This window comes from Ketobacter sp. (assembly GCF_003671495.1).
Lineage (GTDB): Bacteria > Pseudomonadota > Gammaproteobacteria > Pseudomonadales > Ketobacteraceae > Ketobacter.
In genome coordinates this window covers 1-18489 of sequence record NZ_RCHN01000032.1, presented here as the reverse complement: position 1 = coordinate 18489, position 18489 = coordinate 1, and the positions used below count along the sequence as shown (strand labels likewise).

General features: G+C 58.8%; 18 protein-coding genes. 12 read left to right on the top strand and 6 right to left on the bottom strand.

Annotated features, from left to right (window positions below):
- Positions 1–90: 90 nt before the first annotated feature.
- The 5 genes from D9N14_RS15160 to D9N14_RS15140 all read left to right on the top strand — a co-directional run bounded on the left by D9N14_RS15160 (position 91) and on the right by D9N14_RS15140 (position 7556).
- Entirely contained in the window at positions 91–1368 is a 1278-nt protein-coding gene (locus D9N14_RS15160) for an efflux RND transporter periplasmic adaptor subunit (RefSeq protein ID WP_290581187.1), read from the top strand.
- Positions 1369–1370: 2 nt separating this feature from the next.
- Positions 1371–4487 (top strand): efflux RND transporter permease subunit, encoded by a 3117-nt coding sequence (locus tag D9N14_RS15155; RefSeq protein ID WP_290581185.1) that lies wholly within the window; start codon positions 1371–1373, stop codon positions 4485–4487.
- A 90-nt stretch (positions 4488–4577) separates the two neighbouring features.
- Positions 4578–5333, top strand: coding sequence for a dienelactone hydrolase family protein (locus tag D9N14_RS15150; protein ID WP_290581183.1), 756 nt, complete (start codon positions 4578–4580; stop codon positions 5331–5333).
- Positions 5326–6333: a prenyltransferase gene (locus D9N14_RS15145; RefSeq protein ID WP_290581181.1), complete on the top strand. Its 1008-nt coding sequence runs from the start codon at positions 5326–5328 to the stop codon at positions 6331–6333. The genes D9N14_RS15150 and D9N14_RS15145 overlap by 8 nt, the downstream gene beginning before the upstream one ends.
- 176 nt (positions 6334–6509) lie before the next feature.
- A complete protein-coding gene (locus tag D9N14_RS15140; RefSeq protein ID WP_290581179.1) occupies positions 6510–7556 on the top strand; it encodes an AraC family transcriptional regulator in 1047 nt (348 codons plus the stop codon).
- Here the strand turns inward: D9N14_RS15140 and D9N14_RS15135 are convergent, their stop codons facing one another.
- Positions 7557–7994 (bottom strand): nucleoside deaminase, encoded by a 438-nt coding sequence (locus D9N14_RS15135; protein WP_290581177.1) that lies wholly within the window; start codon positions 7992–7994, stop codon positions 7557–7559.
- A 237-nt stretch (positions 7995–8231) separates the two neighbouring features.
- On the opposite strand from D9N14_RS15135, the gene D9N14_RS15130 reads away from it, so the two are divergent.
- A complete protein-coding gene (locus D9N14_RS15130; RefSeq protein WP_290581175.1) occupies positions 8232–8777 on the top strand; it encodes a nuclear transport factor 2 family protein in 546 nt (181 codons plus the stop codon).
- On the opposite strand, the gene D9N14_RS15125 is transcribed toward D9N14_RS15130, so the two are convergent.
- Together D9N14_RS15125 and D9N14_RS15120 are read right to left on the bottom strand one after the other, a co-directional pair.
- Positions 8774–9913, bottom strand: coding sequence for a CaiB/BaiF CoA transferase family protein (locus D9N14_RS15125; protein ID WP_290581173.1), 1140 nt, complete (start codon positions 9911–9913; stop codon positions 8774–8776). The genes D9N14_RS15130 and D9N14_RS15125 overlap by 4 nt on opposite strands.
- A 35-nt stretch (positions 9914–9948) precedes the next feature.
- On the bottom strand, positions 9949–10989 hold the full coding sequence (locus D9N14_RS15120) for a helix-turn-helix transcriptional regulator (RefSeq protein ID WP_290581171.1): 1041 nt from the start codon (positions 10987–10989) through the stop codon (positions 9949–9951).
- A gap of 159 nt (positions 10990–11148) precedes the next feature.
- On the opposite strand from D9N14_RS15120, the gene D9N14_RS15115 reads away from it, so the two are divergent.
- On the top strand, positions 11149–12069 hold the full coding sequence (locus D9N14_RS15115) for a metal-dependent hydrolase (RefSeq protein WP_290581169.1): 921 nt from the start codon (positions 11149–11151) through the stop codon (positions 12067–12069).
- On the opposite strand, the gene D9N14_RS15110 is transcribed toward D9N14_RS15115, so the two are convergent.
- Positions 12066–12608 carry a DUF4334 domain-containing protein gene (locus tag D9N14_RS15110; RefSeq protein WP_290581167.1) on the bottom strand — a complete coding sequence of 181 codons (543 nt, stop codon included), beginning with the start codon at positions 12606–12608 and terminating at the stop codon, positions 12066–12068. The genes D9N14_RS15115 and D9N14_RS15110 overlap by 4 nt on opposite strands.
- 284 nt (positions 12609–12892) lie before the next feature.
- Here D9N14_RS15110 and D9N14_RS15105 point away from each other — a divergent pair, with 284 nt between their 5' ends.
- Complete coding sequence (locus D9N14_RS15105; protein ID WP_290581165.1) at positions 12893–13363, top strand: Dps family protein; 471 nt, start codon at positions 12893–12895, stop codon at positions 13361–13363.
- Positions 13364–13515: 152 nt separating this feature from the next.
- Positions 13516–14181 (top strand): outer membrane protein, encoded by a 666-nt coding sequence (locus D9N14_RS15100; RefSeq protein WP_290581163.1) that lies wholly within the window; start codon positions 13516–13518, stop codon positions 14179–14181.
- Positions 14182–14240: 59 nt separating this feature from the next.
- On the opposite strand, the gene D9N14_RS15095 is transcribed toward D9N14_RS15100, so the two are convergent.
- Positions 14241–15071 carry a peroxiredoxin family protein gene (locus tag D9N14_RS15095; protein ID WP_290581161.1) on the bottom strand — a complete coding sequence of 277 codons (831 nt, stop codon included), beginning with the start codon at positions 15069–15071 and terminating at the stop codon, positions 14241–14243.
- Between the two features lie 84 nt (positions 15072–15155).
- Positions 15156–15917, bottom strand: coding sequence for a class II aldolase/adducin family protein (locus tag D9N14_RS15090; protein WP_317622630.1), 762 nt, complete (start codon positions 15915–15917; stop codon positions 15156–15158).
- Between the two features lie 220 nt (positions 15918–16137).
- Between D9N14_RS15090 and D9N14_RS15085 the strand changes: the two genes are divergently transcribed.
- The 3 genes from D9N14_RS15085 to D9N14_RS15075 all read left to right on the top strand — a co-directional run.
- A complete protein-coding gene (locus D9N14_RS15085; RefSeq protein ID WP_290581159.1) occupies positions 16138–17220 on the top strand; it encodes an AraC family transcriptional regulator in 1083 nt (360 codons plus the stop codon).
- Positions 17221–17338: 118 nt separating this feature from the next.
- Complete coding sequence (locus tag D9N14_RS15080; RefSeq protein ID WP_290581157.1) at positions 17339–17917, top strand: DUF6931 family protein; 579 nt, start codon at positions 17339–17341, stop codon at positions 17915–17917.
- Between the two features lie 252 nt (positions 17918–18169).
- A partial coding sequence (locus D9N14_RS15075; protein ID WP_290581155.1) for a type VI secretion system tube protein Hcp occupies positions 18170–18489 on the top strand: 320 nt, incomplete at its 3' end.

The following is an 18489-nucleotide window of genomic DNA, read 5'->3' as shown; positions in this document are numbered from 1 at the left end:
TACATACATGAATGTATGATTAAAGCGTATATAAATTAATCACGCCAGTTTCGTTCCAACCTGAATTCCCAATAATTGAGGTTTATCAAGATGTTGTCCTCGTTGATGTCGTCCTCGTCATGCTTCCCCCGGTTGCGGTTGTCTTCGCCCCGCGGGCGCGCCACCGCCACCCTGCTGACCGCCGCCCTGCTGCTGTGGGGCTGTAATGACTCCGAAAGCGGTGCCCCGGGACCCGCCGGCATGCAAATGCCCCCCGCCGAAGTGCTGGTGGAGGTGGTGACGCCCCGTCACCTGGTGGTGAAAACCACCTTGCCGGGCCGGGTGCAGGCGCTGCGCACAGCCGAAGTACGGGCCCGGGTGGAAGGCATTATCCAGGAACGCCGCTTCACCGAAGGCACCGAGGTGGACTCCGGTGAGCTGTTGTTCCAGATTGATCCCAGCACCCTGCAGGCGGACCTGGATGCGGCCGAAGCCCGGCTGGCCCGGGCCAAGGCGGATCTGACCCAGGCCACCCTCAAGCAGAAGCGGTTCGCCAACCTGTTGAAACGCAAAGCGGTCAGCCAGCAGGATTACGATGAGGCCTTCGCCCTGGCCAAGCAGGCGGAAGCCGACGTGGCCGCCGCCCAGGCCGCCGTGGCCCGCTCCCGGATCGACCTGGAATACGCCAGCGTACGGGCGCCCATCACCGGCCGCATCGGCCGCGCCCTGGTGTCCGAAGGTGCCCTGGTGGGCAACAGCGGCGCCACCCACCTGGCCACCATCGAGCAGCTGGACCCGATTTATGTGAATTTTACCCAGTCCAGCAGCGAATTGCTGCGTTTACGACGGGGCAGTGAAGGCCAGGACCTGTCGGTGGAAGACCCCCACGTGACCGTTTTGCTGGAAGACGGCAGTGAATACCCCCACGGCGGCAAGCTGCTGTTCTCCGAAATGACCGTGGACCCGGGCACCGGCGAGATCCTGCTGCGGGCCCAGTTACCCAACCCGGAACGGCTGTTGCTGCCGGGGATGTTCGTGCGGGTAAGCCTGGATCAGGCAGAGTATAAGCAAGCACTTACGATCTCCCAACGGGCTTTGATCCGGACTGCCCAAGGGGATATGGTGATGTCGGTACTGCCGGACGGCAAGGTGGTCCCGCTGCCGGTGAAAACCGACCGGGCCCAGGGCGATCGCTGGATCATCAAGAGCGGTCTGCAGGGCGGCGAGCAGGTGATCATCGAGGGCCTGCAGAAGGCTCGCCCCGGCGCCACGGTGAAAGCCGTGGTGGCGGAATCCACCAGTACGGATAACAGCAGCTCTGACGGTGCCCCAGACAGAACCCCTGACAGAACCCCTGAAATGGCGGCTTCCACTGACGGGGTGAAGTAACCATGGCGCACTTCTTTATCAACCGGCCCATCTTCGCCTGTGTGCTGGCCCTGCTGATCATGCTGGGGGGCGCCCTCACGGTGATGGACATGCCGGTGGCCCAGTACCCCAATATCGCGCCCCCTTCGGTGCGGGTGAGTGCCACCTACCCCGGTGCCAACGCCAAAATCCTGGAGGAAACCGTCACCGCGGTGGTGGAGCAGGAGATGAACGGCATCGAGGGCCTGTTGTCCCTGAGCTCCGAAAGCAGCTCCAACGGCACAGCCAACATCACCATTACCTTTGAGCCCGGCATCGACTTTGCCATTGCCCAGGTGGAAGTGAACAACCGGGTGAAACGGGTGGAGGCACGGCTGCCGGAACCGGTACGCCGCCAGGGTCTGCGGGTGGAAAAAGCCACCCGCAATTTCCTCATGATCCTGACCGTCAGTTCCAGCAACGGCAATATGGATTCCATCGCCCTGGGTAACTATGCCAACAGTTACCTGCTGGATGAGCTGCGCCGCATCAAAGGAGTGGGTGAAGCCGAAGTGTTCGGCACCGAGTATGCCATGCGCATCTGGCTGGACCCCATCAAGCTCACCGCCTTCGCCCTCACCCCCAGCGACGTGGCGGCCGCCATCCAATCCCAGAATGTGCAGGTGGCTGCCGGTGAACTGGGGGGCCTGCCGGCACCCGTGGGCCAGATGCTGAACGCCACGGTGGTCACCGACAGCCGCCTCAACACGCCGGAACAGTTTGAACAGATCCTGCTGAAAGTGAACTCCAACGGTTCCAAGGTGATGTTGGCGGACGTGGCCCGGGTAGAACTGGGGGGTGAATCCTACGCCTCCACCGCCTACGTCAACGGGCAACCGGCCGCGGCCATCGGCATCAAGCTTTCCCCCACCGGCAATGCGGTGGAGACCTCCGCCCTGGTGAAGGAACGCATGGCTCAACTGGCAGCGTTCTTTCCTGCCGGGATGGAATGGGATAACCCCTACGACACCACCGACTTTGTGCGGATTTCCATTTCTGAAGTGGTGCAGACCCTGTTCGAGGCGGTGCTGCTGGTGTTCCTGGTGATGTTCCTGTTCCTGCAAAACCTGCGCGCCACCCTGATTCCCACCCTGGTGGTGCCGGTGGCGGTACTGGGGGCCTTCATCGGCATGGGCCTGTTCGGTTTTTCCATCAACGTGCTGACGTTGTTCGGTCTGGTGCTGGCCATCGGCATTCTGGTGGACGACGCCATCGTGGTGGTGGAAAACGTGGAACGCATCATGCGCGAGGAAGGGCTCTCGCCCAAGGCCGCCACCCAGAAAGCCATGACCCAGATCACCGGCGCCATCGTCGGCATCACCGTGGTGCTGGTGGCCGTGTTCATCCCCATGGCGTTTTTCAGCGGCTCCGTGGGCGCCATCTACCGGCAGTTCTCCCTGGCACTGATTACGTCCATTCTGTTCTCGGCGTTCCTGGCCTTGAGCCTGACCCCGGCGCTGTGCGCCACCTTGCTGAAGCACGATCACGCCCCTCATCAACGGGGCTTCTTCGCCTGGTTCAACCGCACTTTTGACCGCTTTACCGGCCGCTATGAAACCGGGGTGGGTTACCTGCTCAAGCGCGGCGGCCGGGTGATGCTGATCTATCTGATCCTGGTGGGTGGCGTCACCTTCTTCGCCTTCCGCCTGCCCACCTCCTTCCTGCCCCAGGAAGACCAGGGCTACTTCATCACCATCGTGCAACTGCCCGCCGGGGCCACCCAGGAGCGCACCACCCGCGTGCTGCGTTCCATGGAAAATTATTTCCTGCAGAACGACCCCAACGTGGAAAAAATTGTCGCCATTGCCGGCTTCAGTTTTTTCGGCAGCGGGCAGAACGCCGGCATCGCCTTCGTGCGCCTGAAACCCTGGGATGAACGCCGCCGGCCGGACCAGCAAGTGGACGCCATCATCGGTCGCGCCTGGGGCGCCCTCGCCGGGGTGCGCGACGCCATTATCTTCCCCCTCAACCCGCCGTCGATCCCGGAACTGGGCACCGCCACCGGTTTTGAATTCCAGCTGAAGGACGTGGGTGGCCAGGGCCATGAAAAACTCACCGAAGCCCGTAACATCATGCTGGGCATGGCCATGCAGAACAACAAACTGCAGGGAGTGCGCCCGGAAGGCATGGAAGACAATCCGCAACTGCGGGTGGACGTGGATCGGGAAAAAGCTCGCGCCCTGGGCATCGACATCAGCGAGATCAACAGCACCCTGAGCATCGCCCTGGGTTCCGCCTACATCAACGACTTTGTGAATCAGGGCCAGGTGCAGAAAGTGATTCTGCAGGCGGATGCCAGCGCCCGCATGTTGCCGGAGGACATCAAGCAACTGCGGGTGCGCAATCAGGCCGGGGAAATGGTGCCGTTTTCCGCCTTTGCCGATCTCCAGTGGACCATGGGATCCCCCCGCCTGACCCGCTACAACGGCGTGCCCTCCATGAAGATCGGTGGCCAGGCGGCGCCCGGCATCAGTTCCGGTGAAGCCATGCTGGAAATGGAAAGTATGGCGGCCCGGCTGCCGCCCGGGTTCAGCTTTGAATGGTCCGGCGCCTCCTATGAGGAGATCTTGTCCGAAGCCCAGGCACCGGCCCTGTTCATGCTGTCGCTGCTGGTGGTGTACCTGTCCCTGGCGGCCCTCTATGAAAGCTGGAGCATTCCCATTGCCGTGGTGCTGGCGGTGCCGTTGGGCATACTGGGTTCGCTGGCGGCGGTGTACATGCGCGGCCTGCCCAACGATGTGTTCTTCAAAGTGGGGCTGATCACCATCATCGGTCTGGCGGCCAAGAACGCCATCCTGATTGTGGAATTCGCCAAGGACGAGGAACACAAAGGCACCTCATTGCTGCAGGCCACCATCAACGCCTGCCGCATGCGCCTGCGCCCGATCCTGATGACCTCACTGGCGTTCACCTTCGGCGTGCTGCCCCTGGCCATCAGCACCGGCGCCGGGGCGGCCAGTCGCCAGGCCATCGGCACCGGGGTAATCGGCGGCATGATTGCCGCCACCGTGCTGGCGGTGGTGTTCGTACCGGTGTTTTACCAGATGGTACGGCGCTGGCTGTCGCGCACCCGGCTCGGGCCCGAGGCCGCCGACGAATAACCGGCGACTCATAAATCGGCGCTGCCAACTGGCAGCGTCATGTGTTTTCAGTATGATGGTGTTACCCTGCATCCAATCGGGAGACATCACATGCGCATTCCATCACACTGGTTCGGCAGTGTTCTGCTGTTCATCACCACCTTGAGTTATGGTCAGGCCATCACGTATCAGGTGGATGGCCAGCCCTACGAGGGCTACTACGTCACCCCGACCACCGCCACGCCCCAGGCCAAGGCGCCGCTGGTGATTCTGCTGCACGATTGGGATGGCCTCACCGACTATGAAATCAAGCGGGCCGAGATGCTGCAGCAGGCAGGCTACGCCGTGTTTGCCGCCGACCTGTTCGGCCAAGGCGTGCGCCCCACCAAAGTGGAAGACAAACAGCAGCACACCGGTGCACTGTATAAAGATCGCGCCAAACTGCGACGCCTGGTGCAGGCCGCGGTGGACACCGCCAAAGCCCAGGGGGCCGCCACCGACAATCAGGTGGTGATGGGGTATTGCTTTGGCGGGGCTGCCGTTCTGGAACACGCCCGCGCCGGTGCCGACAGCAAAGGCTTCGTCACCTTTCACGGCGGGCTCAGCACACCCGGTGGGCAGAGTTACGCCCATACCCAGGGAAGCATTCTGGTGTTTCACGGCAGCGCCGACAGCATGATCACCCTCAACGACCTGGCCCAGCTGGGCAATGAACTGGAACAGAACAAGATTCCCCACGAACTGATTACCTACGGTGGGGCACCGCACGCCTTTACGGTGTTCGGCTCCGATCGCTACCGCGCCCAGGCCGACCAGCAATCCTGGACCCGGTTTCTGCAATATCTGAACGAGACTCTGCATGACTAATGTCCAGATCTGGGGCAAGGCCCTCACCGGCATGCCCCGCCTCACCGACGAGCAATGGCAACAACTGGACCCGTTCGGCCGCTGGCTGATCTGCGTGCGGGCCTCAGTGTTGTTGATGACCTTCAGTTCGTCGGTGCTCGCCGGCCTGCTGGCGCTGTATTTCAATACCCTGCACTGGGGTCTCTGGTGCCTGGTGACCCTAGGGCTGTGCCTGGCCCATGCCACCAACAACCTGATCAACGACGCCACTGACTACTGGCGCGGCATCGACAAGGACGAATACTTCCGCAACCAATACGGCGTGCAGCCCCTGGCCCGTGGCCTGGTGTCCAGCGCAGAGATGATCTTCCTCATCGGATGTACCGGGCTGGCGGCCCTGGCCGTGGGTCTGCTGTTGCTGTGGTGGCGGGGGGAACTGGTGTTGCAGCTGTTGTTGGCCGGCTGTTTTTTTGTCCTGTTCTATACCTGGCCCCTGAAAAAGTGGGGGCTGGGGGAACCGGCGGTACTGCTGGTGTGGGGCCCCCTGATGGTGGGGGGTGGTTACTACGTGATTACCGGCCAGTGGTCCTGGCTGGTGGCCCTGATCTCCCTGGCCTATGCCCTTGGTCCCACCTGCGTTCTGTTCGGTAAACACATCGACAAACTGGCCGCCGATGCCGCCAAAGGCGTGCGCACCCTGCCGGTGATATTGGGGGACAGTCAGGCCCGGCGTTGGGTTCAGATCATGCTGGTGTCCCAGTACGCCATCGTGCTGGTGCTGGTGCTCAGCGGCAGTCTGCCCTGGCCCACACTGCTGGTGTTGCTGGGCCTGAAATCCGCCCGCCGCCTGTGGCACGTCTACAGCCAGACCACCCCGGACAGCAAACCCGAGCGCTACCCGGAATCGGTGTGGCCCCTGTGGTTCTCTGCCTACGCATTCGCCCACACCCGGCTGTTTGGTGGCTGGCTGTTTTTGGGGTTGGTGCTGGGCTGGATTTGGGATGTGATCCAGGGCGGTTAGGGAATCCGCTGCGGGCTGAACAGACAAAAACCTACTGTTTCTGGCCAGATTGAAGCGCGTTCTGGCCTGCTCACCACCCCATTGGCCTGATTTTCCAAGCACGCGATGCCATAACCGATTACAACTGAGCCGTGCCCCATTGATTCAGCGAGTTTGATTAAGAGAGGTCGGCTGCCGTGGACAGGAACACCCCCACCATCTTGCCGGAGTACATCGCCACCACCTTGCGTTACCCCCTGCACCTGGGGCTGGACCTGAAACAGATCGAGCACCACGCCGGGGTGGACCTGAGCAACCTGGACACCCGCCGCCAACCCTTCTCCCTGGAGGACGTCATTCGCCTGGTGCAGGCCAACACCCACCTCAGCGGCCTGCCCCATTACGGTCTGGCCAATGGCCACTTCACCAGTCTCAGTTGCCACGGCATGGCGGGCCTGTCTGCCATGTACCAATCCACTTATGCCGACTGCCTGCAAACCGGCAGCCGCCTGTGCAACCTGCTGTTCCCGCCGCTGACCATGCATTACTTTGAAACCGAAGATCAAGTGGGAGTACGGTTGTATGAATGCCTGTCCCTGGCCCCCTGCACCCCGTTCTTCATGGAATGGATCATGACCAACTTCCACAACATCCTGCAGTTTTTACTGGGGCAGGAACATCAGCCGGACTACATTGCCTTTCCCTACCAAGCGCCGGAGTATCAGCACACCTATCACCGCTACCTGAAGTGCCCGCTGTATTTTGACGTGGAGCATGCGGAATTCGTGGTGGATAAAACCCTGGCCCAATCCCCCCTGCCATTGGCCGATCGCAAGATTGCCGATACCGTGGAACAACGCTTTATCGAAACCCTACCCCGGGAAGAAGTGTACGTGGACCGTCAGGTGCGCGCCCTGCTGGCTCAACACATGGGTGAGTTACTGACCTTTGAAGAAGTCGCCGCCCGCCTGCAGATGGGCACCCGCACCCTGCGCCGTCACCTGCAGAAAATGGACACGTCATTTGTGGATATCATGAACGACCTGCGCCGGGAAACCGCCATCTCACAACTGCTCAACAGCAACCGCTCCATCACCGACATCGCCACCAGTTTGAGCTTCTCCGACAGCTCGGCATTCAGCAAGGCGTTCAAACGCTGGACCGGGCAATCGCCGCGGGAATTTCGGCTAAGTTTTGGATCAGAGGTTGGTTGGAACACAACCGCATTGTTCATGGAGAACTAGTCATTCCCCAATATCCTCATTCCACAAGCCGGGGTTCTCATCAATAAAGCGCTTCATCAAGTCAATACACTCTTTGTCGTTGATCACCTCCACCACCACACCCCGACTGCGTAAATACTCCTCCGGCCCTTTAAAATTAACATTCTCCCCGACTACGATTTTCGGGATTTTATAGAGCAAAGAGGTGCCGCTGCACATATCACATGGCGACAGCGTCGAATACAGAACACAGTTTTTATAGTCTTTCTCCGTGAGCCTTCCAGCCCGTTCAATGCAATCCATTTCCGCATGCAGAATGGCACTGCCCTGCTGCATTCTTCTGTTGTGACCTTTGGCAATGATCTCGCCATTCAGAACCAGAACCGAGCCTATGGGTATCCCTCCCTCTTTCAGGCCCTGGTACGCTTCATCCAATGCTGCTTTCAAATACTTATCCATTTCATTCACCTTGAGTTCTCATACTTCCAATCAGGTTGGAGCCTATGCGAGAAGGGCGTTTTGTCATGGTTGCACAAAACTGACTGAATTACTTCAACTATCCAAGGGCCGAATCCATGCCCCAGATTCACCCATTCCTACTGCAAAACCCCCACCATGACAACACCCAGATCAACGAAGCCAGACGCACCACCGCTCCCTAACATCCCTACAAACCCCACTCCAAGAGCCAACCCGATGACGCCTACCACTGAACAACAGCTACAGGCCCTGCTGGACAAACACGCCATCCACGAGCTTATCCACGCCTATTGCAACGCCGCCGACCGCCGTGATCTCGACAAGATGAGGGCGCTGTATCACGCCGATGCCCTGGACGACCATGGTGGTTTCTTTCAGGGACTGGCCCTGGAGTTCATCGACCAACTGCCGCAGATTCAGGCGCCCATGGAGATCCTGCACCACAACGTCACCACCGTGAACCTCAAGCTCGATGGCCACTACGCTGAGGGAGAGGTGTATGTGTTGGCGTTTCACAAGGTAAAGACGGAGGCTGAGCCTTTTGATCTGTTGATCGGTGGCCGTTATCTGGATAAATACGAAAAGCGTGCTGGGGTCTGGAAGTTTTCCCATCGCGCCGTGGTGGCGGACTGGGTGAATGTGCACAACCCCTCCATTGTGGATCTGCACAGCCCCATGGTGGAAGGATCAAAGCTCGGCCGCGCCGATGTCGATGATCCTTCCTATGGGTTCTTCAGCTTGTTCAAACGGGGTGAGCGTTAAAGCTGCGCCACCGCACCGGATGCCAGCAGATCGTCCACTTCCGCCTCATCAAAGCCAAACGCCAGCAGCGTTTCTTTGGTGTGGGTTCCCGGTGTGCGCATGGGTTGTGGTGTGCCGCTGGGGGTACGTGAGAACCTGGGGGTAGGTGCGTGCTGCACCACACCTTCCACCTCGATAAAGCTGTTGCGGGCTACATTATGAGGGTGGCTGGGGGCCTCCGCCAAACCCAGTACCGGGGCAAAGCACACATCGCTGCCTTCCATGATCTCGCACCATTCATCGCGGGTTTTGCTTTTGAACACCGCCTCCATTTTCTGCTTTTGTTGCGGCCACAACGCAGGATTCATTTGCACACCAAAATCCTCCAGTGACAGCTGGGCTTTTTCTTTCAGCAGTTCATAAAACTGGGGCTCGATGGAGCCGATGGAGATGTATTTGCCGTCTTGGGTTTCATACACATCATAAAAGTGGGCCCCGGTATCCAACATATGGGTGCCGCGATTATCGCTGAACAGACCATTGGCTTTTAAACCATAAAACATGGCCATCAGGGCAGCAGAGCCTTCGTGCATGGAGCAATCAATCACCTGGCCTTTGCCGGAACGCTGCGCTTCCAACAGTGCGCATACAATGCCGTAGGCCATCATCATGCCGCCGCCGCCAAAATCCCCAAACAGATTCAACGGTGGCATGGGCTTTTCACCCGCGCGCCCCACCGCATGCAAGGCACCGGAAATGGAGATGTAATTGATGTCGTGGCCGGCGCTTTTCGCCAACGGACCATCCTGTCCCCAACCGGTCATGCGGCCGTACACCAGTTTTTCATTGCGCGCCAGACATTGTTCCGGGCCCACACCCAAGCGCTCCGCCACGCCCGGACGATACCCTTCAAAAATGGCGTCGGCCTGTTCGCACAGTTTTAAAATCGTGTCGACACCTTCCGGGCTTTTCAGATTCACCGCAATGCTTTTACGATTGCGGAACAAAATGTCGTGGCCACCGGCGGCGGACGGATTGCCACCGGGGCGATCCACACGAATCACTTCCGCACCCATGTCCGCCAGCATCATGCCGCAGAACGGTCCCGGCCCGATACCGGCCAATTCAATTACTTTAAAACCCTGTAACGGTCCCATCGATATTCCCTCTGTTGTCATTAATATTGAATGGTTCAGCTGGACTGGCGATACGCACGGGGCGTTAGCCCGGTCCAACGTTTAAATGCGGTGGAGAAATTCCCCACATCGCGATAACCCAACTGGTAGGCGATTTCCGAAATATCCAGTTCGGTTTCCTGCAACAATTGCATGGCCCGCTGCTTCTGTTCCTGCTCCAGCAGTTCGCGAAAACTGGTGTCATCGTCCTGTAGCCGACGCTTTAAGGTGCGCGAGGAAAGATGAAAGCGGCGCGCCACTTCTTCCTGGGTGGGCAACGCTTTGCCCTTGGCGGAATGTTGCAGATGCCGGCGGATGCGATCGGCAAACCGTTCCTGCTGTGGAAACAGTTCCTGATATTCCAACTCACATTGCTGGCGGGCCAGCTCCGCCGCCGCCGGGTCAGCCAATTGCGGCACCGCGTGGAATAACTCAATGGGCGCCCGCACACAACAGCGGGGGCAATCATACCGCACCGGCACCGGCAGGCGCTCGCGAAAGCGCGCATAATAGGGCGGTTCCGGCCCGGTCATTTCCACCCGGGTGTGTTGCAGAGTGCGCCCCAGCAGTTGTTCCGACATGATGGTCACGCCGATCAGAATGGCTTCGGTCATGAAGGTGCGGATGGGTGCATCCATTTCCAGGGTCGGGTCCAGGGACACCACCATTTCCTCCGCATCCGTGGCAAACGCCGCCTTGAAGAACGGCGCCCGCAGGGCAATAAAACGCGACATGGCCTCCAGCGCCGCACCGATGGTAGGGCTGGTCATGGCCACCAGCCCCACCGACCCGTGCAGGGTCACCTTCAACGCCTGGGCATAGGCCATGCCCAGACCCATGTCCCCGGCCAGGGCGGTGCCCCGTTGCGCCGCCACATGGCCCATTTTCATGGTGATGCGGCTGTCCGGACGCAGCAGCTCGCTGCGGGTCACCCCCAGGTCGTGGATGATGTCCTGTTCGTCCAGGCCGAACTGTTTGATCACGTCGCACAGCAACAGCAGGTAGATGCCCGGAATCCCCTGAAACAGCCCATCCGGCTTATCGTGGCCTAAAGTCAAAGTTAATTGGCCCTCCCACAAAGGACAAAAACAGAATTCTATACGAGCATTAGACCATAGTTTTTTTGCTGGCCCATGTCACCCATTTTTGATTTTGGGCCAAAGTGGTTTTGGACAACTGCGGTAATGGTCCCGTTTTATTAAGAGAGGCAGTCAATCATGTGGAATCCCGTTCGTGCACTCCGCTCCACCATCAAATCCACTCCCGACACGGTGACCATCATTCCGCAGCGGATGAACTTTGAATTCAGGAACACTCCCAGGCATTGGTTCGATAACGAACCGGTGCAGACCCACCTGCTGAACGCCCTGTCGCTGACGTTTCCCGATGGCGAACGCTTTTTTGTGGATTCGGTGCGTCACTTCCGCAAGCAGGCCACCAGCCAGAAACAACAACAGGAAATTTCCGGCTTCATAGGCCAGGAGGCCATGCATTCGCTGGAGCACGACACCTTCAACAAGATGCTGGCGGCCACCGGCTATCAAGAAGAGGCAGAGGGCGGCCAGAACCTGGCCCAGAAAATCATCGCCGGCGGACGCAAGCGCCTGAGCCCCAAGGAACAGTTGGCAGCCACCGCGGCGCTGGAACACATCACGGCCATTATGGCCCAGTGGTTGTTATCCGATCCCAGCGTATTGGAAAAGATTGATCCCAGTGTGCGTCAACTGTGGTTCTGGCACGCCATAGAGGAAACCGAGCACAAGGCGGTGGCCTTTGACCTGTTGCAGCAAGTGACCGACGGGGATTACCTGACCCGGGTGCGGGTGATGGCCCCGGCCACCTGGTTTTTGATGGCGTACTGCTTTGTTTACACCGGTGCGTTTTTGAAGAAAGACGGCCTGCACAACAAGCCCCTGGTGATCGCCAAGGGCCTGTGGGCGCTGGCCAAGCCCGGGGGCTTGTTTGCCAGTGTGGTGCCTGCCTGGTTCCAGTATTTCAAACCCGGTTTCCACCCCTGGGATGACGACGACAGCGCCGAAATCGCCCAGTGGCGAGCCTCCCTGAGTGCCGCACTCGAAACCCTGCAGCAGTCATCCGCGCAGACAGCGACAGGGCCTGCAGGGGCAGCAGCGGCTTAAGCACGCTCCAGCACAAAAAAGAACGGCCGGTAGTTCTCCGCCTTCAGGTCCATCACCCCCAGCACGGTGTTGTCGTCCACTTTACGGAACACATCGTTGATGGCCTTCTGGTCATACACCATGGTGGCACTCACCTTGCCCCGGTATTCCGTCATGCGCAACCGGGCGCGGGATTTTCCGGTTTTCAGTACGCGGGTGCCCAGGTCGAACATCAGTCGGCCCAGGGCGCTCATGGACAGGCGGCTGCGACCGGCGTATTTCATGGGGAACCAGAGGGGATTGAGCTTCACGATATCCCCATTGCGGCGCTGAAACACCAGCGGGTGCACATCCTCGCTGCTCTCAAATATTTTGCCGTACCAGTTAAAATTTTCCATCAGCCCATCCATACGATGATGGGTGGGAAACCCCTTGCCCCGCCAGGTGCCCAGCATGAACGACACATCCACCGGCTCCAGCTCGTCAAAGAACGCCAGGGCCTGATCGGTGTGCACCGGTCCGGATTGCAGCAGATCCTGAAACTTAACCGCACAATTCATCCTCTTATCTCCCCAGTTATGAATGTCGGAACACCGCTATCCGGCTTTGAACAGCTTAGCACTGCCTGCACTGGCCAGATAAGTGACTGGTGGTACTTTATCAGGTGTCACCGGGTAACACACTGACCGAATCTGCCTTGGCGATTGACCAATTTATTCCAAGGCACCCGTCCGGGCGATTGACAGCGTCTATTTTGGGCATTGCCAAATTCAATTAGAAAGAGATTTTCAATTAGTTATAATTATCAACGTTGCATTCCAAACGTATTCAAAAGGAGCCCGCTATGAGCACGATCAACATTGGTATCAAGGAATCCGATCGCATCCAAATTGCCGAAGGCCTGAAGCGCCTGTTGGCTGACACGTACACGCTCTACCTGCAGACCCACAATTTTCACTGGAATGTCACCGGTCCCCAGTTCCGCGAACTGCATCTGATGTTCGAGGAACATTACACTGAAATGGCCGTGGCGGTGGATGACATCGCGGAACGAATTCGCACCCTGGACGTGGTGGCGCCGGGCACCTATAAAGCCCTCGCCAGCCTGTCCTCTATCCAGGAGGTGGATCACGTTCCCAGTGGCGAAGAAATGGTGGATATACTCACCCAGGGTCATGAGCAGGTGGTACGCACTTGCCGCGAGGCGCTGAAAATGGCCAACGAGGCCGACGACGAATCCACCGCGGCCCTGGTGTCTGACCGCATGCGCATTCACGAGAAAACCGCCTGGATGCTGCGCGCCCTGAACCGCTGATACCCAAACCCGCAACCCCCAAGCAAACCTACAACGCACCCGAACTCCCCCAACCCTTGCAAACCTGACGTCGCCGGAGCATCACGCTCCGGCTTTTTTTCTGCTACCATCGATGGCCAAAACGACCATCAGGGACAAGGCAGGGGAATATCATGTTTAAAGCGGCGGTAGCACTGATCATCGTGTTGGTATCGGGAGCGGCCTGGGCCTCAGAAGGGGACTCCACCCGACGACCTTACAGCACCGAGTTTTCCTTCAACCTGAATTATCTGGAGTCCGATACCTTCGACGGTCCCAACGGCTCCTACCTGGACATGAGCGACGACGTGGGCCTGGGCTTCGCCTACCTCTATAACTACGATTCCCATTGGGCGTTCGGTGGCAGCATCAACTGGGCATCCCCAAACTATAAAGCCTTTGTCAAAGCGGAAGAAGGCGCTGAGGATTTCACCTATAAAAACGAGCTGGAAATGTTCACCCTCAACTTCGACATGGTGTACTACTTTCTGCAGCAGCCGTTCACGCCCTTTGTTACCGGCACCCTGGGTTGGGCCAACATCGACACCAACATCGCCTCCGGCCGCTCTTACGATTATTGCTGGTGGGATTACTGGGGCGGTTACTACTGCACCAGCTATCGACCCACCAAATCCGAAAGTGGGTTGAACTATGGTGTGGGACTGGGTTTGCGTTGGGATTTCAACCGGGATTGGGCCTTGAAGGGCACTTACCGCTGGTCGGAAGTGGATATCGATGTGGCCGGTGAAAACCCCACCTTCACCAGTTGGCGACTGGAGTTCGCCCGCAAACTTTATTAATCCGGCACTCACCTGTTCAGGTCTGACGCGGCATTCCACTCTCTCGTGGTAGCGTCAGCTTACAGGCCGGCGCGCGCCAGCACCTGCAGGAACGCATCCGGCTCCGGCCGCATCCGGTAATTATCGGTCTGATCGGCATACAGAATACGGTGCTCTCCGTCGGTAATGATCACCGTTGGCATGACCGTATCGCTGTCGTACCCCAAGGCCTCCAAGCCGGCGGGCAAACCGGCGAGGGCTTCAATTCCCAGGGTTTTCGCCGCCTGTAAATCCACGTCCACTAAAAACTGCATGGGCACATCGAACTTCTGCGCCAGGGCCGCGGTGTTGGCGTGGGATTGCGGGCTGATCATCAACAAGGCCACGCCTTTTGCCGCCAGTTGCGCATACTGGTCGGCCACCTCTCGAATCTGCGCCATACACAAAGGGCACCAGTTACCGCGATAAAACAACAGCAGTAACGGCCCTTCGATCTGGTTCACCTGCAGGGTTTCCCCCTGCGCATTCTGCAATGCAATATCAGGCAGCTTAGCGCCGGGTTGTAACTGCGCACTGTCGCGGCCAACAAACACGGAATACCAGCGAATGTACAACACTGCGCCCAGCAGTCCCACGCCCAACACCCAGCACCAGATTTCCGGCACCGCTGCGCCCTGCATCAGCAAACCGACTGTGGACAATACCGGCCCCAACCACATCACCACCGACGCCCGGCCGGTGCGCGCCACGTTGAACGCAAACACCCAGCCAAAAAAGCCCAGCCCAGGGGCCAGTGCCAGCACCACCCACCACCACTCTGCGTGTGCCGACTGCAGCCACAGTGCACGCACCAGGCCCAGGGTCAGCAAACTGAGATACAAGGAAATAAACAGGGACTTCAAACGGTTCATTGGGTAAGCCTCCTCGTGCTTTCCGATTGGATGCACGAGGCCACAGATTGTTTCAGCGCACCCCGTTCCATCCCGGTGTTGCCACTAATCAGCGTAACCGGGATTGCGCCGGTCCAGGCGCCGCAACAACGCCGGCCAGGCCAGCGCGCCACCGGCCTGGCGGGTCACGGCCTGAGCCTGGGCCTGGGCGGTTTCAATGATGCGTGGATCAATGCCAATCAACTCACCACCACCGGATTGTGCCCGCACCTGAATCATACAGGCGGCCTCAAACAGGTACATGAACAGAAAGGCATCGGCGATGTTGCCCGCTGCCGTCAGCAGGCCGTGGTTACGCAGCATCAAAAACGACTTGTCCCCCAGGTCGGCCACCAGACGGGGCTTTTCATCGTCGCGCAGGGCCACCCCCTCGTAATCGTGATAGGCCAGGGAGGCCAGCACAAAGATCGACTGTTGCGAGATGGGCAGCACCCCCTCCTTCTGTGCCGACACCGCCACTCCGTTCAGGCTGTGGGTGTGCAGCACGCACTTGGCGTCCTCCCGTGCAGCATGAATCGCGCTGTGGATGGTGAACCCCGCCGGGTTGATGTCGTACTCGCTATCCATCACCTGGTTGCCCTGCAGGTCCACCTTAACCAGGCTGGAGGCGGTGATTTCCTCGAACAACAGGCCATAGGGATTGATCAGGAAATGGTGCTCAGGGCCCGGCACCCGGGCCGAGATATGGGTGAAGATCAGGTCGTCCCAACCGAACTGGGCCACCAGCCGATAGCAGGCCGCCAGATCCACCCGTTGTTGCCATTCCTCTGCGCTGACCTGGTTTCGAATTGCCGCTGAATGCATCATGCTGTCGCTAACCTCTTGATGAATTTGAGTTATTTTTCAGTATCGCCAAACAATGAGTCATTTACAAAAAATGACTCGTAATTTGATTTCGAACCCCCTATCATGGGCCAACCCAAGATAAAGAGTGGCCCCAATCCACTCACAAGGACCTTAACCAGCAAGGACAAGCACCCGGTAGTACTCCTTGATTCACCCAAAACAACAATGAAGGGGAAACACCATGACGGCATTCGAAGATCAGGCAATCTATCCCAGTGCGGAACTGTTCCTTATCAAGCAGTTTATGAAACGGGAAGGCTTTCATCCACGGCAGTGGCTGTTGGGCACCGGCCTGAAAGAGGAACACATTCTCAATCCGGAGACCCTGGTCTCCCTGCGGCAGTTCGACATCATCTATCACAACATCTTCCGCATCACCAATCGGCCGGACGTGGCGCTGGCCCTGGGTTCCAGCCTGAACCTGTCCCGCTGGGGTGTGCTGTCGGTGGCCATGATCTGTTCCCAGACCCTGGGCTCCGCCCTGGAGACCGGCAATCGTTTCCGCAGCATCGTCCGCAGCCGCTTCAAACTGACCCCGCATTTCCGCAAGGATGTCACCGAGATTGTGATTGAACGGCAGGAAGGCATGAGCTTCCCGCTGTCATCGAGTTTTTCCCATGAATTGTTGATCGCCTCCATGCAGACCATGATTCGGTCCCTGGTGAAAGAACGCAATGTGTTTGCCGAAATCCAGCTGAACTACGCACCGCCGCCCCACTACCAGGATTACGAGAAATTCTTTGACTGCCCTTATTCCTTCAATCGGGAAAAGAGCATGCTGGTGATCCCCAACGAACTGATGCACCGCCCCCTGCCCACCGGCAACCCCATCACCGAGCAGCAGGCCATCGCCGTGTGCAAGCTGGAGGCGGAACGGGTGGCGCAGGTACAGAAAGGGGATCTGACCTGGATGCTGCGCTCTGAGATCAGCAAACAGGAAGGCCCGCTGCCGAGCTTGGATGATATTGCCGACCGCCTGCATGTCACCCCACGCACCCTGCGCCGCAAACTGCAGGAAGCCGGCACCAGCTATCGCCGCATATGCCACGAACATCAGCTGCAACTGGCGCTGCATTACCTGGCGGACCCCAAACTGAAATCCAGCGCGGTGGCCCACAAATGCGGTTTCAAAGATGCCGCCAGCTTCCGCGAGGCGTTCAAACGCTGGACCGACATGACCCCGCAGGAACACCGCAAACGCAGCCGCGCCACCCACGTCACCCTGCCCATCGGCTCGCTGCTGCCCCGCTCCGCAGCGGCCTGATACCGAGCCTGGCGGCGGGATGGCTGCTGCGTCCCGCCGCCACTGCCCAGACCTTCACCTTCCGCAACAGTGTGCTATAGTCCTGCATAATCCAAAAAACTCAAGCGGGAACAATCACATGGCACAACTGGTAAAAATTCAGGCGCAACAGGCCAGTGAGATTCTCAAGCATTTCGAGCTGAGTGAAGACGCCGTTGAGTTCGCTGAGAAAGGGGCTCTGCCGCCCGCCGACTTTATTGATCAGCTGCTACAGTCCAACTTCTATTTTGACGCCGTTAAGTTCCTGGCCCACGCCCTGCCGAAACGGGAAGCCATCTGGTGGGCGTGTCTGGCGGTGAAGAAGACTCTGCCGGCGGACGCTCCAGCCCCCCAACAGGCTGCCCTCAATGCAGCGGAGCAATGGGCGATTCAGCCCACCGAGGAAAACCGCCAGCTGGCCAAAGCCTGGAGTGAAAAGACCCAGCAGAAATCCGCCGCCAGTTGGGCCGCCACCGCTGCCTTCTGGAGTGGGGGCAGCATGGCCAAACCCGGCGAACCGGACATGCCTGCGCCCCCGTTTCTATACGCCCATGCGGTGGCCGGCGCCATCTCCATGGCCGCCTTCAGCCCCGAGCCGGATAACGCCGCCGAGCAGTACCAGCGGTTTATCCGGCAGGCACTGGATCTCGCCGCCGGTGGCCGGGGCGAGGTGGCCTGAACAGAGGTGGCCTGAACACCACCCTGTCACTGCAGAGAACAGTGACATGTCAGTTCCCCCCAGGGACACAGCAGCCTGCTTCCGCTCCCCTGTCCAGATTCGGCTGCTCCTCACTGAAACTCCACTTTATTCAACAAAAACAACAACATAAAAACTTGGCACAGTAGTTGATTAGTAAGAGTCAAGCAACACAGAAACGCAGTAACCAATACACAAACCGACTCAAATCAAGCACTCTCAGGAGAGAACACCATGGCTATCTACATGAACTACAACAAACTGGCGATCAAAGGCAACGTCACCGCAAAAGGTTATGAAAACTGGATCGAGCTGGACTCTGTCAGCCTGGGCTGCGGCCGCGGCATCACCATGGAAGTGGGCAACATGGCCAACCGCGAAGCCACCCGCCCCTCCATCAGCGAAGTAAGCGCCACCAAGATGATGGACAACGCCTCCGGCGGCCTGTTCAAGGAATCCCTCACCGGCGTGGAAGGGGTCGAAGTACAGATCCACATCGTTCAGACCGGTGCCAAGCAAGTGGAAAAATACGCCGCTTACACCCTGTCTGACGT